At 68.7% G+C, this 17992-nt stretch carries 14 protein-coding genes; 7 read left to right on the top strand and 7 right to left on the bottom strand.

The window, feature by feature from the left end; genetic code table 11:
* Positions 1-199: 199 nt before the first annotated feature.
* Positions 200-1561: a serine/threonine-protein kinase gene (locus KY661_RS20255; RefSeq protein WP_225411771.1), complete on the bottom strand. Its 1362-nt coding sequence runs from the start codon at positions 1559-1561 to the stop codon at positions 200-202.
* Positions 1562-1667: 106 nt separating this feature from the next.
* Between KY661_RS20255 and KY661_RS20250 the strand changes: the two genes are divergently transcribed.
* On the top strand, positions 1668-2513 hold the full coding sequence (locus KY661_RS20250; RefSeq protein ID WP_225411770.1) for a hypothetical protein: 846 nt from the start codon (positions 1668-1670) through the stop codon (positions 2511-2513).
* On the top strand, positions 2510-2935 hold the full coding sequence (locus KY661_RS20245; RefSeq protein ID WP_225411769.1) for a DUF4279 domain-containing protein: 426 nt from the start codon (positions 2510-2512) through the stop codon (positions 2933-2935). The genes KY661_RS20250 and KY661_RS20245 overlap by 4 nt, the downstream gene beginning before the upstream one ends.
* A 100-nt stretch (positions 2936-3035) precedes the next feature.
* Here KY661_RS20245 and KY661_RS20240 read toward each other — a convergent pair whose 3' ends face one another.
* The 4 genes from KY661_RS20240 to KY661_RS20225 form a co-directional block, all read right to left on the bottom strand.
* Complete coding sequence (locus KY661_RS20240) at positions 3036-3683, bottom strand: hypothetical protein (RefSeq protein WP_225411768.1); 648 nt, start codon at positions 3681-3683, stop codon at positions 3036-3038.
* A gap of 25 nt (positions 3684-3708) precedes the next feature.
* Positions 3709-4239 carry a Wall-associated protein precursor gene (locus tag KY661_RS20235; protein ID WP_225411767.1) on the bottom strand — a complete coding sequence of 177 codons (531 nt, stop codon included), beginning with the start codon at positions 4237-4239 and terminating at the stop codon, positions 3709-3711.
* 111 nt (positions 4240-4350) lie between these two features.
* On the bottom strand, positions 4351-4854 hold the full coding sequence (locus KY661_RS20230) for a hypothetical protein (protein WP_225411766.1): 504 nt from the start codon (positions 4852-4854) through the stop codon (positions 4351-4353).
* 50 nt (positions 4855-4904) lie between these two features.
* Positions 4905-6137, bottom strand: coding sequence for an adenylate/guanylate cyclase domain-containing protein (locus tag KY661_RS20225; RefSeq protein ID WP_225411765.1), 1233 nt, complete (start codon positions 6135-6137; stop codon positions 4905-4907).
* Between the two features lie 121 nt (positions 6138-6258).
* Between KY661_RS20225 and nagZ the strand changes: the two genes are divergently transcribed.
* Positions 6259-8073 (top strand): beta-N-acetylhexosaminidase, encoded by a 1815-nt coding sequence (nagZ, locus tag KY661_RS20220; RefSeq protein WP_225411764.1) that lies wholly within the window; start codon positions 6259-6261, stop codon positions 8071-8073.
* Between the two features lie 93 nt (positions 8074-8166).
* On the opposite strand, the gene KY661_RS20215 is transcribed toward nagZ, so the two are convergent.
* A complete protein-coding gene (locus tag KY661_RS20215) occupies positions 8167-9135 on the bottom strand; it encodes a hypothetical protein (RefSeq protein ID WP_225411763.1) in 969 nt (322 codons plus the stop codon).
* A gap of 181 nt (positions 9136-9316) precedes the next feature.
* On the opposite strand from KY661_RS20215, the gene gpmI reads away from it, so the two are divergent.
* The 4 genes from gpmI (at position 9317) to KY661_RS20195 (ending at position 16381) form a co-directional block, all read left to right on the top strand.
* Positions 9317-10858, top strand: a complete 1542-nt coding sequence (gpmI, locus tag KY661_RS20210; RefSeq protein ID WP_225411762.1) for a 2,3-bisphosphoglycerate-independent phosphoglycerate mutase — start codon at positions 9317-9319, stop codon at positions 10856-10858.
* Positions 10859-10959: 101 nt separating this feature from the next.
* Positions 10960-11775 carry a ComF family protein gene (locus tag KY661_RS20205; protein WP_398577215.1) on the top strand — a complete coding sequence of 272 codons (816 nt, stop codon included), beginning with the start codon at positions 10960-10962 and terminating at the stop codon, positions 11773-11775.
* 177 nt (positions 11776-11952) lie between these two features.
* Positions 11953-12498 carry a chemotaxis protein CheW gene (locus KY661_RS20200; RefSeq protein ID WP_075007899.1) on the top strand — a complete coding sequence of 182 codons (546 nt, stop codon included), beginning with the start codon at positions 11953-11955 and terminating at the stop codon, positions 12496-12498.
* Positions 12499-12715: 217 nt separating this feature from the next.
* A complete protein-coding gene (locus KY661_RS20195; protein ID WP_225411761.1) occupies positions 12716-16381 on the top strand; it encodes a DUF3857 and transglutaminase domain-containing protein in 3666 nt (1221 codons plus the stop codon).
* Between the two features lie 36 nt (positions 16382-16417).
* Here the strand turns inward: KY661_RS20195 and KY661_RS20190 are convergent, their stop codons facing one another.
* The gene (locus KY661_RS20190; protein WP_225411760.1) at positions 16418-17932 is read right to left on the bottom strand and encodes a hypothetical protein; all 1515 of its coding nucleotides are present in this window, start codon (positions 17930-17932) and stop codon (positions 16418-16420) included.
* Positions 17933-17992: the final 60 nt, after the last annotated feature.

Here is a 17992-nt window from a genome sequence, read left to right as displayed (position 1 = left end):
CCAAACTTGAGCCCAAGGAAGCGGCCAGAACACAGATCGGCACAAGGTTGGCAGGGAAACGAGTGGACATTTATTCAGCCTCACTTTCAGGGTATGCAGGTCGTAAGCAAACACTTGCGGCGAAGCCGCCTAACACACAAGTATCGCAAGTCCTCCAAAAAAACCTTGCTTCCAGCGCCAAGCAGAAGTGCTGTTCGCCTTATGGAGTGTCCGAAGTGCTGGGGCGCAGAAGTGCAGCCGCCGGGGCATAGCAGGCCCCCTTCCAGTCGTAAGAGCCCTCTTCGCAAGGAGGTGTAGCTCTGGCGACTTCGACCCAACAACCTCCCCGGATATTGATCTGCGAGCGAAGACAGGGAGGACGACGCTGCCCTGGAAGAGGCTCCTTGGGCATTTCGAGGTGCAAGCCGCCAGGCTTGGACGCTGGCGCCATGCTGGACATAAGCACCTCCTCCATGGCGGCATCTGCCACGCCCCGGGTTCCTCCATCGCTCATGACAGAGGAAGGGGCCCAAACCCCCTCCAGGTTCAGGTTTCCTGAGACCAGGATGAGGAGCCCCACGGTCACGGAGATGGCCACCAGGGGCAAGGCCATCCCGTAGTCGCTCAGCTTCGCCGCAGGACGCGCCCTTCTTGGCAGCACCACAGGCGCGGCCACCTTCACGGAGGCATGGGTACCAATCTTGGAACTGTCCGCGACCGCATCCAAGGCAGCGGCCAGTTCGGCGGCACTGCCTCGGTCCTGAGGATTCTCGGAGAGCATGCGAAGAATGAGGTGCTCCAGTCCGGGCGCCATCGGGGTCAACGTCCCGGGAGGCACCAACGCCTCCAGGGTCTCGCGCCCATCATCTCCCACGAGGGAGGGGTCAGTCGCCAGGGGTGGGTAGACACCCGTGCACAGGCGGTAGGCCGTCACCCCCAGGGCATACACATCATCGGCCGGGGTGGCCTCGTAATGCATGCCCTGCGAGCGGCGGTGGTCCCAGTGAAACCGCAGCGCCTGGGGGCTGCGGTAAATGCGGGTGCCCGGCGCCAGCGCCCCCTCGGTGAGGGACGCGGCGCCCTTCCAGGTGCCGCACCCAAAGTCCATGAGGAAGGCCTGGCCCTCGGAATTCACCATGACGTTGTCGCCTTTAACGTCCCGGTGAAGCCCCTGGCACGCATGGGTGGCCGCCAAGGCCCGGGCCACCTGGGCCAGCAGGCGCGGCGCATGGTCCAGCGGCTGTGGATGGTCCTTGGCCCAGTCGTACAGCCGGAGCCCCTCCACCCACTGCATGATGAGAAAGGGGTGCGCCTCCCCTTCCTGACTCCCTCTCCACCTTCCTCTGCCCAGCAGACGCGGCACGCTGGGATGCTGGATCCGGGTGAGCAATTCCGCCTCACGGTCGAAACGGGGATCTTCCGGGAAGCGCGCCAGCTTGAGGGCCACCGCAGGCCCCTTTCGCCATCCCTTCTTGTGGGCGAGGTAAACCGCCCCGTACGTGCCGTAACCCGCCCGTCCCTGTACCCGCCATGAGCCCAGCGGGGTCCCCGGCGGCAGCGCCTCGGGCAGCAACGTGTCCATGGCTCCATCCTACCTGCCGGGTTTTCTCGCGTCAGCCCTCCTCTGGACGTCTGTTCACCTTTCTCCGCCAACCTGTTCCAGGGAGCACGGTAGGCTTGCCCCTGAGGTGACTAAATTGCTTATCCGAACCGCAACGCTGAGCTCGCTGTGTGTCCTGACCTTCGCTTCTGCCTGCACCGACAACGACGTCAGCCCGTTTCCCCCTCCCACGGGCTGCAAGGTCCCCGGGACGCTGTGCTGGGACTTCGAGGAGGGCACGGTGCCAGCGGGCTGGACCCCGTACCGCGACGAGTTCAGCGGCCAGTTGCTGGTGGACACCACGCGCCCGCACTCTGGCAAGTACGCGTTGCATGCCAAGGAGATGGTGGGCGGCAAGGAGGGCTCGCAGGGCGGCCCCAAGAAGACCCTCCGCTTCAACCTGCCCGCCAACTTCGGTCCCGTGCTCTGGGGCCGGGCCTATGTCTACACGACGCCCGAGCGTCCCATGTCGCACGCGGGGCTCTTCAACGCCCGCTACCCCCGGCCCGGGCAGACGGGGGGCGCCTTCGACACGCTCGACTGGTACGAGGTCGCCACTTACCAGCAGAAGTACATGTCCATCTGGCACCCGCCCGAGCCGCCCGGCTTCCCCGAGTGGGTGCAGGTCTCGGACACGCCGCTGGTGCTCAACGAGTGGACCTGCCTCGAATGGCACTTCGACGGGGCCAACGGCGACGCTCCCGAGGCCGCGGACCCACGCGTGTGGCTCAACGGAGAGGAGCTCGACTGGCCCGAGAAGTTCGTCTTCTCTGATCCGCCCACGTCCACGCCCCCAGTGAAGGAGAAGGCCTCGAACTTCACGGTGCTGGAAACGGGCGTCTTCCTCTACCAGGGCCTCTCGGTGCCCACCGACTGGTGGATTGACGACCTCGCCGTGGGCCCGCAGCGGATCGGCTGCGACGTCACCCCATGATCTGGGTGGTGTGCCGTGCGATGGCGGCCCATTTCGACGTGGAGGGTTTCCTGAATCGGCATCCCGGGCTTGAGCCTGACACGGTCTGGAGGAAAGGCGACCGGGAGTCGGCGAAGCGCACGGCCGACACCTCGGGCTTCAATATCCCCCTGGCTAAGGATGATAACTTCGAGAAAGCCCTCGCGCAGACGCGCCAGGCTGCGGATCAGTTGGCGCCCGTACTGCGGGAACTCGCCAGCCTCACCGTGGATCTCTTCATCGACTTTGGAATGACCGTAGGCGAGGAGAAGCACTTCACCCGGCGCGCCCTGTTCTCTCCAGAGGTCCTCCACTGGTTCGCGGAGCGGCGTCTGGCCCTGGTCGTGTCTGCCTATCCCTCCTTTGACGAAGAGGAGGATGAGCCCGCATCCCCAGAAGACTGATTGGGGGACTCGCCATGCTCGACGCCACCCACTTCCGAGGGCTGTGCTTCGACAGCAAGGAGGGCTCGGCAGAAAACTGCTGGCCCCTCCCAACATCCGTTCAAGTCACGCTGGAATTGGGAGGGCCCAAACGTCGCGGATCCCAAACGTACTCCTCGGTAGGAATCAGCTTGATGTTCTTCAGCTCGTGACGCGCAACGAATGCAGCGAAGCGCTCGGAACCAATAAGCACTCCCGGCAAGCCTCGCGCCCGGAATACATCCTCACCTCGCCATGACTCCGGCTTCAATGTGAACCCATGGATTGTGTCCAGGTCCGCTGACCGGCATTCGTCGCACGTTCTGGCCTCTGCGTATCTCAGGAGGCTACGCTTCTCATCTAGGTAGGCACGTCCGAAGCAGGCAATGACCTCTAGGTAACGCGGCACAGAGACTGGACGAGAACTCTTGCGCTTCTTCCGAACCCGGCTGATCTCCACCGGATGGAAGCCCTGTAATCCCGTCAATCCCTCCGCTTGGAACGCCATGGCCATGCGCTCGGAGATCAAGAAGCTATCCCCTCCAGGTCCCGTCACAAAGTCACCCGGTTGCTTGCCGTACACCTCCAAATCCACACGATAGGGTGGCAGCCACGTCAGCATCCCGAGCAGGGTGCCGCACTGTGGGCAACGAGGGGCATCTCCAAGGTTGGAGGGCTCAACTGGATCGAATTTAGTGTCGTATTCTCCAGCCAAGACATCGTCGAGCACAAAAAATCTTGGCTCTGCGAGAGTCTCAGAAGCCATTGGGAAACCTCGCTCGCATCTCTGAACGGCTGTAGATATCTCTCAAGAGCTGCTCGAATTCCTTCCGCGTAGCCTTGGGAAACCGGATAAGCCACGCAATAACTTCCTCGTCTACCTCTCGATGCCATGTCTGATAGCCACAATGGGACTTCTCGTCTTTGGCGCGCGTTACGAAACGCGAGTCACGAGCCTTGTATAGCCCGCGAAGACTTGCATGACGCTCCAGTTGCCTGGCGATAGGACGGGAAATGACATGATGGTCCTGGCCCTTGCAATCAGGCGGTTCAGGAGCACTGGGCGAGGCTTCGGCCTCAACACGGGCCTCCTCTTGCTCCCGGGCCTCTTCTGCGATCTTCCACACCTGGAATGCACGCTCGGCCTCAGCTGCTTTTTTCGGCTCTATTTGGCGAAGGGCCGCACATGCACTGGCCATGCCTTGCTTGCAAGAGGACACCAGCGAGGTCTCCCCAGGCACAGCGGGGGCCTGCGATGCCACCAGAAGAAGAATCAGTGCGAACATTCATCCGAGGTTAGCACGCACCCGCCAACCTGAATGCCAAGAGTCTCCTGGGCAGCGCGCCCGGGTGGCCTCGGAGACCAGGATGGGGCCCCACTTTCCGCAGGCCCGGCTCTAGTCTGGTACCGGTGATTGAGGCGGCCAGAGACCTTGCTCCTCCGCTACTCGTCGCGCGCCGGCAATGCCATCGAGGAGTTGCTGCCGGGAAGAGTTCGCCTTGGGCATGCGCTTGACCCGGCGCTCAGCGTCATCCAATAACCTGAAGGCCTCTCGCGCCCGTTGAGGAAACAGCGCGAGCGACTGGACGTAGAGACACGCGATCAAGACGCGGATTCGAAGGTTCGGATATCCCAACCGCATCATGCGCCTCAAATGAGGACCGAAATCCGGCCAGGGCCGTGCATCCCCATAGGCTTGCACAAGAATGTCCTTGGTGGTGAGCCGCTGGAGATGCACACGTTCGGCCGGCGTTCGTGCATCCCGCAGAAAGCGGCGCTCAAAATCCTTGAGCGCGAGCAAGGCCACTTTAAAGGGGGCCTGGGCGCATCCCAGTGACAGGAGAAGGTAATCCTTTTCTTGGGCGACGGTATGCCACCAGCCACTTCGAGCACGGGTCATTGCGTGTCCCCGGGGCAAGGTTCTCCTTCGATGTCCTTGGGCCCCAAGTCCTACGGAGCTGGGGGGCGCCGGGGGATGAAGGTCACCACAGGCGCGGGCTTTCCCGCCACCGGCAGGGGCTCCGCCGCGGTGAACTCGAAGTCTCCCGTGCAGCGCGCCCGGGTGGCCTCGGAGACCAGGATGGGGACTCCCACCTTCTTGGTCAGCCCCTCGATGCGGCTCGCCAGGTTCACGGCATCCCCTATCACCGTGTACTCGCGCCGCTGCTCCGGCCCCATCGTCCCCACCACCACGCGGCCCGTGTGAATGCCAATGCCAATCTTCAGTGGGGCCTCCCCCTTCGCCTGGCGCTCGGCGTTGAACGCCTCCAGCGCCTCCAGCATCCGCAGGCCACACTCGACCGCCGCTTGCGGATGGGAGGCCAGCTCCAGCGGCGCCCCGAAGTATGCCAGGAGCCCATCCCCCATGAACTTGTCGAGCGTGCCCCCATGGCGGAACACCACCTCCACCATGCGCGTGAGGTAGCCGTTGAGCAGCGCCACCACCTGGGGGCTCTCCATCTGGTCCGCCAGCGTGGTGAAGCCCCGGATGTCCGAGAAGAGCAGCGTCACCTCCCGGTGCTGGCCCTCGTCCGCCCCCGGCCCCAGCTCCGCGATGCGGCGGGCCACCTGCGGGGAGAAGTAGCGCCCCAGCCGCGTGCGCTGCGTCTGCTCGCGGGACACCGCCTGGAGCAATTCCAGCACCTGCCTGCTGACGAAGGACGCCGCCACCGCCGCCACCACCAGCACCAGCACCAGGGCATGGGGATAAGCATCCCGGGGAATCCCGGCCTGGTCGCACAGCACCATCTCACAGGCGATGGCCACCGCCGTGGCCAGCACCACCCGCCACGTGGACAGCTCCAGCATCGCCACCACCATCACCAGCGTGACGTAGATGCCCAGGGGCAGCAGCGCCATGGCCACGGCGTTGGGGGTGTGCTCCAGGGCCGAGAGCTGGATGGCGAGGATGGCCGGCATGTCGATGCCCACCACCCCCAGGACGAGGTGTCCGCTCAGGACGGGCAGACGGCGGGCCGCCCACCACAGGCCCGCCGCGAAGGCCAGGTACACGCCCAGCATCCACGCGGGCATTCCCCAGTCGAACGCCAGTGCGAACAGAAGCCACCCCAGCGCCCCGCCCATCCGGAAGCGGTTGATCCACTCGCTCACCCGGGCGCGCTGCGTCATCAACCGCTCGAGGAGAAACTCGTCGATGCCAAACTGAGAAGGGACCTGGGACACGGGGCCATCACGTTAGACCAGCCTCCCTCGGGCGGCCAACAACCCCTCCGCCGCGCCATGTGCGGCCCGCCGGATGGAGTAGATTCCGCCCCCCCTAAGCAGTGAATCGAGGAAGTCTTTCATGCGCGGAATCCGAAGTGTCTGGCTCGCGGTGGTGATGGGTGGTTGGGGCTTGGCAAGCATGGGGTGCGGTGAGGAGGCGGAGCTGCCGCCTGCCCTGGACTGCCGGCTGGCGCAGGCGGTGTCGTCCCCGGACTGGGTGACGTGCCAGTTGAAGGAGATGACCCTGGAGGAGAAGGTGGGTCAGCTGTTCATGACGTATGCCTACGGGCAGAGCGTCTCGGACACGGATCCCGCGATGGTGGCGGGCAACCGCACCGACCACGGGCTCGACACGGCCGAGCAGCTCGTCGAGCGCTATCACCTGGGCGGCATCATCTACTTCAGCTGGGCTGGCAACCTGAAGGAGCCCGCGCAGATCGCCGGGCTGTCGAATGGGCTCCAAGAAATCGCGCTGCGCCAGGCGCGGCCCATTCCCTTGCTGATCGCCACGGACCAGGAGCATGGCGTGGTCGTCCGGATCACCGAGCCCGCCACCCAGTTTCCGGGCAACATGGCGCTGGGCGCCACGCGCAGCACGGACGATGCCCACCAGGCCGCGGTCATCACCGCGCGCGAGCTGCGGGCCATGGGCATCAACCAGAACTTCGGCCCGGTGGTGGACGTCAACAGCAACCCCCTCAATCCGGTCATCGGCGTGCGCTCCTTCGGGGTGGACCCGGGCCAGGTCTCCGCCTTCGCCCAGGCCCAGGTGCGCGGCCTCCAAGAGGGCGGCACGGCCGCCGCCGTGAAGCACTTCCCAGGGCACGGCGACACCGAGGTCGACAGCCACTACGGGCTGCCCATCATCACCCGGAGCCGGGAGCAGCTCGCCGCGGCGGACCTGCCACCGTTCGCGGCCGCCATCAGCTCCGGCGTGGATGCCATCATGTCCGCGCACATCGTGCTCCCGGCCCTGGACAACTCGGGGCTGCCCGCGACGCTGAGCCCCGCCATCATGACGGACCTGCTCCGGGGCGAGCTGGGCTTTCAGGGTGTGTTGTTCAGCGACTCCCTGGCCATGCAGGGCGCGAAACCGTACGGCGACGACAGTCCCGCGCGTGTTCCCGTGGAGGCGCTCAAAGCAGGGGTGGACATGCTGCTCATGCCCTCGAAGCTGGGCGTGGCCTACCAGGCCGTGCTGGACGCGGTGGGCACCGGCGAGATTTCCCAGGAGCGGATCGATGTCTCCGTAGGCCGCATCCTGACGCTCAAGCAGAAGCGGGGCGTGCTCTCCCAGCCCTTCGTGAACCTGGCGGAGCTGGGGCGCGTGGGCTCGACGGAGCATCTGGCCGCCGCCAGCGCCATCGCCGGGCGCTCCATCACCCTGGTGAAGAATGACGCGCGCGTGCTGCCCTTGAAGCCCGAGGTGCGCAAGGTCCTGGTCACGGGTTGGGGGGACAGCCCCACCTCCACGCTGGCGGAGGCGCTCACCCAGCACGGCCTGTCCGTGCAACGGCTGGAGACGGGCGCGGCCCCGGCCCCAGCGAAGCGTGAGGAGGCCACCGCCCTGGCCGCGCAGGCGGACCTCATCTTGGTGCTGACGCACCGGGTGTGGACGTCCCAGGCCCAGCAGGACCTCGTCCGCGCCCTCCAGGGTACGCAAAAGCCCCTCGTGGCCATTTCGGTGCGCGAGCCCTACGACGCCGCCTACCTCCCGGAGGTCTCCACCCAGGTGGCCACCTACGGCTACCGCCCCGTCTCCATGCAGGCGCTGGCCAAGGTGCTGGTGGGGACAGCGCCCCCCGCGGGCCGGTTGCCCGTGGCCATCCCCCACGCCGGGCAGACCTCCACCCTGCTCTACCCCACCGGGCACGGCCTCGATTACAGCCCCTGAGCCTCAGAGGCTCCTGCGGCGGCAAGCTCCAGCGTGAACCGGGCACCTCCCTCTGGGAGGTGCTCGGTCCAACCTGGGCAGGCGCGGCGCCGTTCAGCGGTTCACGGGGATGAAGACCTCGGTCCGCTCGCTCTGGATGTCGAAGTTCTGCGCCTCGCCCTCGGGAGACTGGAGGACGACCTGCGACTTGCCCGACACCTGCTGGCGGTAGGGCACGAGCGTCCCCGGCTCGACGGTGTACTCCACGAGCGTGTCGAGCTTCAGCGTGCTCACCGTCAGCTCCGGCAGCGACGCCTCGGGCACCCCGGCATTCGCCTTCATGAAGGACTTCACCTGCTGCACCAGCTCACTCGCGGCCTTCTCCCGCTGGGCGGGGTCCAACGACGACTCCAGCACGAGCTTCACGCACCGCTGCTCCGCCGCGCCCTCCACACACGCCGTGGGCTCCTTCACGCTCACGCGCTCCACGGTGTCCACCCGGCTGCCGAACATGGGCAGCGTCACCAGGCTGGGCCGCTGGAGCACCGCGCCCGGCTTCAGCGAGAGCCCCACCCACTTGCCCACCAGCATCTCCCACCGGTACCGCGAGGACTGCTCCATCGCGTCGCGCACCAGCGCCAGGATGTGGGCCCGCTGCTCCTCCGGCAGAGCCTGGGCCTCCGCCTCCCGGGCCATCTCCTCCACCACCTGCTCGGTGCCCTCGATGCGCCGCAGCTCCCCCCGGGGCCCCAGCACGAGCGCGGGCGTGGACGGCGCCTGCCCCTCGTCCTGCGCGTCCTCCCCCTCGGCCGGAGACGCATCGATCGTCACCTCATCGGTGATGAGCTTCCGCTCCTCGCCCGTGCCCTCCAGCCGGAGGCGGTAGCGCATCGTCTTCGTGCGCACGGGCGCATCCCCCCGCGTCTCCACCGTGGTGGAGACCACCTGGGTGGTGAAGCCCTCCGGCCACGCGAAGCGCACGTCCGCGGAGTCCCCCGGGGCGCGGGACGCCGGGGACGCCGCGCAGTGGGTGAGCATCCCGGCGAGCGCCAGGACAGGGAGGGTACGAACGGCACGAGACATGAAAACTCCAGCGCAGGGACGCGACGGTCCAGCCCATCCGCCGGGATAGCAGGTTCCGGGCGCGCCCGCCGCGAGCGCGCCGCGGACGGTGGACCCACAAACGATTGCGGGGGCCGGCCGGGCGGGGGAGCCCTCACTTTTCTCCCCACTTCCCGCCCCGGGGGTGGTTAGGGTTCTGGCCATGAAACCAGCGCACAAGGTCCTGCTTTGCATCCTGGATGGTTGGGGAATCCGTCAGGAGCGCGAGGACAACGCCATCCTCCAGGCCGGTACCCCGAACCTCGACCGCATCTCCAACGGCTTTCCCTTCACCGAGCTGCACACCTCCGGAATGGCCGTGGGCCTGCCGGAAGGGCAGATGGGAAACTCGGAGGTGGGCCACACCAACATCGGCGCTGGCCGGATCGTCTATCAGGACCTGGTGCGCATCAACCGCGCCGCCGAGTCCGGTGAGCTGGGCAACAACCCCGTCATCCGCGCCGCCATGGACCAGGCCAAGGCGGACGGCAAGGCGTTCCACCTGGCGGGGCTCGTCTCGCCGGGCGGCGTGCACTCCTCCATGGACCACCTGTTCGCCCTGCTCAAGGCGGCGCGCGAGCGCGGCCTGGCCCAGGTCTACGTGCATGCCTTCCTGGATGGGCGCGACACCCCGCCCCAGAGCGCCCTGGGCTACGTGGAGCAGCTGGAGCGCTTCCTCAAGGACACGAACGCGGGCCGCATCGCCACCGTGGCCGGGCGCTACTACGGCATGGACCGCGACAAGCGGTGGGACCGCGTGAAGCTGGCCTATGACGCCATGGTGCACGCCCAGGGCCCCAAGGCCCCCGACGCGCTCTCCGCCATCCGCGCCTCCTACGCGGAGAAGGTGACCGACGAGTTCGTCGTGCCCACCGTCATCAGCCAGGGCGACGGCAGCCCCGTGGGGCGCATCCACAACGGCGACGTGGTGATGTTCTTCAACTTCCGCGCCGACCGCGCCCGGGAAATCACCAGCGCCCTGGCGTTCCCCACCTTCAAGGACTTCGACCGGGGCGGGCTGCAGCTCGGCCGCTACGTGTGCATGACGCAGTACGATGAGACGTTCGAGCTGCCCGTCGCCTACGGGCCGGATCAGCCGCAGGACATCTTCCCCGAGGTGCTCTCACGCGCGGGGCTGCGCCAGTTCCGCACCGCGGAGACCGAGAAGTACGCGCACGTCACCTTCTTCTTCAACGGCGGCCGCGAGGTGGTGTTCCCCGGCGAGGAGCGGCACCTGGTGCCCTCGCCCCGCGACGTGAAGACGTATGACCTGAAGCCGGAGATGTCCGCCCGGGAGCTGACGAGCGAGCTCGTCAAGCGCATCGACTCGGGCAAGTACGACTTCGCGCTCGTCAACTTCGCCAACCCGGACATGGTGGGCCACAGCGGCCGGCTGGATGCCACCATCCAGGCGGTGAAGGTGGTGGACGAGTGCCTGGGCCACTTGGGCGACGTGTGCCGCCGCAACGGCTGGGTGCTGGCCATCTCCGCCGACCACGGCAACTGCGAGATGATGAGGGACCCCACCACGGGCGAGCCGCACACCTCGCACACGCTCAACCCGGTGCCCTTCCACCTCATCCACCCGGACTTCCGCGGGCAGAAGCTGCGCCCGGGCGTGCTGGCCGACATCGCCCCCTCGCTCTGCAAGGTGATGGGCCTGCCGCAGCCCAAGGAGATGAACCGGATGGGGCTCCTGCCGTAGCCCTCGCGCCGTCCTGAAGCGAAGTCCCGGGGCGAGACCCAGGTCCGCCCCGCGGGACGCCTCCTCCCGGACGGAGCCCTCCCCGAGGGAAGGTGCCCCGGTTGGCCCGCCCCGTGCTGGGGGCCACCGGGGCCGCCTCGCGGGTGGCCCGGGAGGCGTCCATGAGGGCAGAAGGGCGAAGGCGGTTTCCGGCGGCGTGGGGCCAGGCCCTCACCCAGACCCTGGCGGGGTGGGCGGAGCTGCTGTACCCGCCGGCGTGTCTGGCCTGCGCGAAGGTGCTGCCCAGCCGGGCCTTCTTCTGCGAGACGTGTGACACCGCCCTGGAGCGCCTGCCGCCGGCCTGCTGCCGCACGTGCGCCGAGCCGGGCGCGTTCCCCGCCCTCACCTGTCCCCGCTGCCTGCGGCATCCGCCCCCCTTCACCCGGGTCTGGGCGCCCTTCATCCACGAGGGGCCGCTCTCCCGGGCCATTCACCGCTACAAGTACGAGGACCACCCCGAGCTGGCCGCGCCCCTGGCCGCGCTGCTCGCGGACGAGGCCCGCGCCTTCCTCGCCCGGGCCCCCTCCTGGATTGTCGCGCTGCCGCTGCATGCCCACCGTTTCCGCGAGCGCCGCTATGACCAGGCGCAGCTCCTCGCCGGGGCGCTCGCCCGGGCCACCGGCCGCCAGGCCCCCGTGGGCCTGCTCACCCGCATCCGCGACACCCCGCGCCAGGTGGGCCTCGATGAAGCGGCCCGCGCGGACAACGTCGCCGGGGCCTTCGAGGCCTCCCGTTCAGCCGAGGGCCAGGCCGTCCTGCTGCTCGATGACGTGTTCACCACGGGGGCCACCGCCCGGGCCGCGGCCGATGCCCTGAGCGCCAGGGGCGCGGGCCCGGTGGAGGTGCTCACCCTGGCCCGGGCTTGCGCGGTGCGTTGAAGTGCGACAGATGTTTCGCCCCCAATCCCTGACAGACCTGTTTTCCCTCTTAAACGCGTACAGGGAGTGTTTTATCGCGTTGGTTGATCTTGAGAATTACACAACATATAGAGTTTCACAGTTTCACTGCGGACGAGCGAGCGCCATAAGGTGGCTTTCCCCAAGACCGAGGTACGCATGACGCTGGCATTGGTGCCGGGACAGGCCGAGCAGTACTGCACCTTCGAGCTCGGAGGTGAGCACTACGCCGTCCCGGACTTCTGCGTCCGCGAGGTGCTCCACGACGTGGCGGTGACGCACGTACCCTCGGCCCCTCGCTTCATGCGCGGCGCCATCGGTCTGGGCGGCCGGAAGATTCCGGTGGTGGACCTGGGCCCCCGGCTGGGCCAGGCCTTCTGCTCCACCGCCGCGCGCACCAGCGTGCTCATCGTGGAGGTGCAGCGCGAGGGCCTGCGGATGCGCATGGGGCTGACGGCGGACTCCGTGGGCGAGCGGGTGGTGCTCGGGGCGCGTGAGGTGGTCCCCGCCCCCTCCTTCGGCACCACCGTCTACATGGACTCCTTCATCGCGGGCATGGGCCGCCACAAGGAGGGCCTGGTGCTGCTGCTGGACGTGGACCGCATCCTCTCGGCCTCCGAGCTGCTCGCGGCCGAGGAGTTCGCCGCCTGCGCCGAAGTGCCCACCGGCTTCATGGTCCGCCCCCGGGCGCTCCGGCCCCTCTAGCGCTGCTCCCGCCGCCGTCCCCTCGCCCCGGCCTGTCCCCCTTCTCGGGAGGACGCCGGGGCGATCTTTTTCCACACTTCGTGACTTTTGCCGGCTGCCTGTCCGCCGTCCGGAGCAACATGCAGGGGAAGGCATCCACCGCGATGCCTGTTCATCGGCGTCAGCCCTCTCCCGGGCTGGAGACTCCCCCCGTATGACTGGACAAGGAATCCAACGGATGTTGCGTTTCCCATGGCTCGCCGCCCTCTTCGTCCTCACCTGCCCGCTGCTGGTGCTGGCCAAACCCACGGGCCCCGCCGCTGAGGCGGCTCAGACCTACACCACCCAGGCGCTTGAGCTCGCGTCCTCTCCCCGGGGGGCCGCCTACCTCATCCGCCTGCACAGCCTGGCCGAGGACCTGGAGGACATCACCCCACTGGTGAGCACCTACGCGCAGGTCATCGGCCGTCGCAACACCGACCCCAACACGCGCGCCACGGCGACGCTGCTGCTCATGGACCTGGAGCGCGCCCGCGGCCGCATGGTGCGCGCCACGGAGATTCAGCGCGCGATGGGCTTCGTCGGGGACTTCTATGTCACCGGGGGCTTCGACAACGAGGGCAAGTCCGGCTGTGACACGGACTTCGGCCCCGAGGCGGCCACGGTGGACCTGAACGCCACGTTCGCCGGGGCCAAGGGCCGCCAGGTGTCCTGGCGAAGGCTCGCCGTCAGCCCCACCGACGGGTACGTGGACCTGGCGTCGGCGGTGCGCCCCAACAGGGAGGCCGTGGCGTACGCGCTCACCTGGCTGGAGGCCGCGCAGGAGACGCGCGTGGCGCTCGGCGTGGGCACCTCCGGCGCCTACCGCCTGTGGGTGAACGGCCAGCCCGTGGCGCGCGAGGACCGCTACAACATGCCGCGGCCGGACCAGAGCCGGGTGGCCGTGCGCCTGCGCAAGGGCCTCAACCGCGTGCTCGTCAAGGTGTGCCAGGAGACGGGGCCGCTGGGCTTCTACCTCCGCCAGGAGTCGCTGGCCCGGGGCACGGTGCGCGCCACGCTGCCCGCCACCCCGCCCGCCCTGGAGCGGGGCCTGGCCCCCGCGCCCCAGGTGCTGCCCACGCTCTCCTCCACGCTGAAGGAGCTGGTGGCCCGCAAGCCCGAGGACGCCACGCTGCGCGGCGAGTACGCCACGGTGCTCTCCTTCTTCCGGGCCTATGACGAGCGCGAGCACACCGCCACCGTGGAGGCCGAGCGCGCCGCCCGCGCCGCGCCCCAGGACATGGAGCTGCAGCTGCTGGCCGCCGCGAACCACCGGGATGACCTGAACCTGCGCCGCCATTTCCTGGAGGCCGCCGTGCGGGTGGCCCCCGAGGCCGTGCCCCCCCGGGTGAAGCTGGCCGAGCACGAGCTGGAGCGGGACCACCCCGAGCGCGTGCTGGAGCTGCTGCAGCCGGTGATGGAGAAGGCCCAGGAGTCGGCCTCCGCGCGGCTGGTGCTGGCCCGGGCCCACGAGGCGCTGGGGGCCACCGCCCGCGCCAACACGCTCATCGAGGAGACGTTCCGCCGCATGCCCAACGTGCCCCGCGTGGTGCGCGCCGCGGTGACGGCCTCGCGCAAGCTGGAGCGCCAGCAGGAAGTCCTGGACCGCCTGCGCGTGGCGCTGGCCCTGCGCTTCGATGACACGTCCAGCCGCACCCTGCTGGCCGGGCAGCTCGCGGACATGGGCCGGGTGGACGAGGCCGCGCGCGAGTACGCCCAGCTGCTCACGCTCAACCCCTTCGACAACGCGGCGCGCGTGCGGCTCGCGGAGCTGCGGGCCGCCAACGGCAAGCTCGACGCGGCCCGGGCGAACTTCGCCGAGGCCCGCGCGCTCTCGCCGGACGAGCCCGAGGTGTACGAGCGCGAGGGCCGCGCGCTGATGAGCGCCGGGCACCGGGACGAGGCGCTCGCCGCCTTCGCCCGCTCGCTCGTGCTGCGCCCGCAGAACCCCGCGCTGAAGGAGACGGTGCGCACGCTCAAGGGCGAGGCCAACGCGGGCACGCGCTATGTGATGGATGCCGCCCCGCTGGTGAAGGAGGCGGAGGCCTACCCCAACGAGGACGCCGTGTACGTGGTGGACAACACCTTCGTGCGCGTGCAGACGAGCGGCCTGTCCAGCCGCACGCACCAGATGGTGGTGCAGGTGCTCAACCAGCGCGGCGTGGACGCGTTCCGCAGCTACCCAGTCACCTACTCGCCGGACCGGCAGGAGGTGCGCATCCTCCGCGCCCGCGTCACCAAGCCGGACGGCTCGGTGGTGGACAGCTACGGCGAGACGGAGCGCAACATCAACGAGCCGTGGACGGGCATGTACTACGACGCCCGCGCCAAGATGCTCTCCTTCCCCACGCTGGCGCCCGGGGACGTGCTCGACTTGCAGTACCAGCTGGAGGACACGGCCCAGGAGAACCTGCTCTCGGACTACTGGGGCGAGGTGGAGCACGTGCAGAACGTGTACCCCAAGCTGCGCTACCAGTACCTCGTGGAGATGCCGCGCGAGCGGCCCCTGTACTCGAACAGCGCGAAGCTCGCGGGCGTGGCGAACACGCGCGAGGAGCTGGAGGGCGGGCGGGTGCTCTACCGGTGGACGGCGAAGAACGTGCCCAAGGTGGTGCCCGAGCCGGGCATGCCGGGCTGGGCGGAGATCGCCGTGCCGCTGCACGTGTCCACCTACCAGACCTGGGAGCAGGTGGGCCGCTACTACTGGGGCCTGGTGAAGGACCAGCTCACGCCCAACGACGAGCTGCGCCAGACGGTGGAGCGGGTGCTCAAGGGCGTGGACCGCAAGGACGACTCGGCCGTCATCCGCGCCGTGTACAACTTCGTGGTGACGAACACGCGCTACGTGGCGCTGGAGTTCGGCATCCACGGCTACAAGCCGTACCGGGTGGACCGCATCCTCGCGCGCCGCTTCGGCGACTGTAAGGACAAGGCCAGCCTCATCCACGCCATGCTGAAGGTGGCCGGGGTGGACACGCGGCTGGTGCTCCTGCGCATGCGCACGCTGGGCGCGCTGGGCGAGGAGCCGGCGAGCCTCGCGGCCTTCAACCACGCCATCGTCTACGTGCCCAAGTACCAGCTCTTCCTGGACGGGACGGCGGAGTTCCACGGGGCGCGCGAGCTGCCCAGCGCGGACCGGGTGGCCAACGTCCTCATCGTGGAGCCCGGCGGCAAGAGCACCTTCCTCACCACCCCCGAGGCGAAGGCGGAGGACAACACCACGCGGCTCACCATGGACGTGACGCTCAAGCCGGACGGCTCCGCGGAGGTGATGGGGGCCACGAAGGTGAGCGGCCTGAGCGCGCCGGATTACCGCCGGGCCTACCGGGCGGTGGCCACGCGCAAGTCCACCTTCGAGCGCGCCTGGGCGCAGAGCTTCCCGGGGCTCACCGTGCACGACGTGAAGCTCAATGACACCACGCTCCTGGACGAGGACGTGGCCATGGACTTCCGGATGACGATTCCGCGCTACTCGGAGGTGCTCCCCGGCGGCGCCCTGCGGCTCCTGCCCTTCGGCGCGGGGCGCACCTACCAGCAGGCCTACGCCTCGCTGGCCCAGCGCAGGTTCGACCTGCAGCTCCAGAGCCCGTGGATGAACCAGTTCACGCTGCGCTACACGCTGCCGCAGGGCTACACCGTGGCGGAGCTGCCGGACGCCCTGGAGGAGCAGCTGCCCTTCGGCCGGCTGCGGCTCACCTTCCGCCAGGAGGGTGGCAAGCTCATCGCCGACGGCGAGGTGGCCCTCACCCGGGCGCGCGTGAAGTCGGACGACTACCTGGCGTTCCGCGAGTTCCTCGGCCGGGTGGACCGGGCCTTCGGCCGCAAGGTGCTGCTCACGCCCGCGGGGAAGACCGCCTCGCGCTGAGCCCGGCGCGGTCCCGGCCGTGGGGGAGGTGCCTCCTCACGGCCGGGCTTCGCGCATCCGCCGCATGTCGATGAGGATGTCGTAGCTCTTGGGCTCCGGCACCTTCGGCCCCGCGGCGAACGAGTACTGCGTGTACACGTCCGTGGCCCCCGCGAAGCGCTCCTTCATGAGCGACTTCAGCACCTCCTTGGCCACCCACTCGGCGTCGATGGAGACGGAGCCGAACTCGTCCCGGTACCGGAGCGGCGCGGACGAGTCATCCTGGGTCGCGGTGATGACGAAGATGCGGGGCCGCTTGGCCAGCACCGCCTTGCGCACCCCCTCCTCCATGAGCTGAAGCTCCCGGCCCTGGGGCACCGCGAACAGCTCGAAGGACTGCCACCGCGCGAGCAGCGCGCCCGCGAGCACGAAGCCCGCGAGCCCCGCGATGGCCACCTGCCGGCCCCTTCCGGGCAGCAGGCGGCCGATGTTCACCAGCGATGCGGCGATGAAGACGCTCCACACGCCGGTGAGCGCGTAGATGGTGCGGTAGGTGGGAAAGCGCTCCGCCGCGAGGAAGCTGACGGAGTAGGCCGCGCCCGACAGCGCCACCATCCCCAGGAGCCACCGCCAGCCGCCCGCGGGGCCGATGCGCCGGCGCTCCATCACGGTGCCCACGGAAATGACGCCCACCGCCCCCAGCACCATGAGCCAGTACACCCCCGCGGCGGTGCCCCGGGCCCCATCGAGCACCGGCTGCGCCAGCGCATCCGGCAGGACCTGGGTCACCATCCAGATGGCCTTGCTCACCCAGTGCGTCTCGAAGCGGATGCGCGGCGAGCGCGTGAAGACGTGGGCCGCGAAGGTGGCCTGGGAGACGGCGAACGCCACGCCGAGCCCCGCGCCCACGACGCACAGGTGGCGCACCAGCCACCGGACGCTGCCCCAGAACGTGTCCTGCCGCCGCACCACGAGCGTGGCGGCCACCAGCACCACATAGAAGAGGCTGTTGGACTGGTAGGTGAGCGTGGCCGCGGCCATGAGCAGCACCGCGCCCAGCCCCCCGCCGGCCTGGACGAGGCGGCGCGTCCCGGCGCGCAGGCCCTGATCCGCCAGCGCGAAGGCGCCCGTGGCCAGCAACAACGCCAGCGCGTGCGGCCAGCAGATGGCCCAGCTCGCCAGCACCTGCGCCGAGGGCGTCAGCGGCATGAAGGCCGCGAGCAGCGCCGCCGGCGCCAGCGACCACCCCGCCCGGAGCAGCAGCAGGAACACCGCCGAGGCCAAGAGCCCCAGGCACACCACGCTGGCGAGCCGCATCCAGCACAGCCCCTCGATGTCCCCCGCCGCGCGCGCGGACATCTCCAGCAGCCAGCCATAGAGGATGCGCCCCTGCGACGAGCACACCCTCAGAATCTTGCCGGGCTCCTCCCGGGCCTCGCGGAGGATGGAGTAGTCATCGCGAAACCCGAAACGATGAAAAACCGTCTCCCAGTAGGAGCACAAAGGAACCAGGAGGAGCAGCACCGCGGTCCCAATCACAGGGGCTCCGCGCGGCGGACGAGGGGTTTCCATCGATGAAACGCTCTCCTTGCGGCGCAGGAGTAATCGTTCCTTCGTTCCCGGGCAACTGCG

Origin of the sequence: Allostigmatella hybrida (assembly GCF_020103775.1) — a bacterium.
In the GTDB taxonomy this organism is placed as follows: Bacteria; Myxococcota; Myxococcia; order Myxococcales; family Myxococcaceae; genus Hyalangium; species Hyalangium aurantiaca.
Note: the sequence above shows the minus strand (reverse complement) of the source record. Positions and strands in the feature narration are given on the sequence as shown.